Genomic DNA, 710 nt, shown 5'->3' on the forward strand with positions numbered 1-710 from the left:
GAACGACACCCGCGCCCTCACCGCGTATCTGAACAATATCTGCGCGTCAATTACGATTAATTCGCCGCGCCCAGAGATTTACAACGGCTACCATGTCGCAATACTCGACAGCGACGAAATAAACGCGTTCGCCACATCTGGCGGGCACATCCTCATAACGAAGGGGCTTATAAACGCCGCTAAAACGGAAGACGAGCTTGCCGGCGTTATAGCGCACGAGATCTCGCACATTCAGTTAAAGCACAGCATCAAGGCGATTAAGTCCAGCAGAATTACGCAGGCCCTTTTGGTTACTGGCACGTCGGCGGCGGGAGCGGCTACGGGAATGGACGTGAACCAGTTAACCGACGTGTTTAACGAATCGGTAGGGGAAATCGTTCAAACGATGGTAAACAACGGCTATTCGCAGACCCAGGAATATGAAGCCGACAACACTGCGCTGTCATTGATGGCGAGCGCCGGATACAATCCGCAGGGGCTTATCCAAATGCTCAACGAACTTAAGGCCATCCAGAGCAAAACCTCAGGCGGCTTTAACAAGACCCACCCGTCTCCCGACCAGCGCATCACCAACGCGGGGAAATCCATCGGCAAATATAAAATCGCCGACAATAGCGCAAGTAGGCAAGCGAGATTTGCGGCGGTAAAATAGCGTCTCTTATATCTTGGAAACAATGCTTTTAAGTAGAGTCGTCACTTTGGCGGCGTTC

Annotated in this window: 1 protein-coding gene; it reads left to right on the top strand. The window is 52.1% G+C overall.

Annotated elements, in window-relative coordinates; genetic code table 11:
- A partial coding sequence (locus tag ACYVTD_RS15050; protein ID WP_461248521.1) for a M48 family metalloprotease occupies positions 1-652 on the top strand: 652 nt, incomplete at its 5' end.
- Positions 653-710: the final 58 nt, after the last annotated feature.

This window comes from Treponema sp. R6D11 (assembly GCF_054786075.1).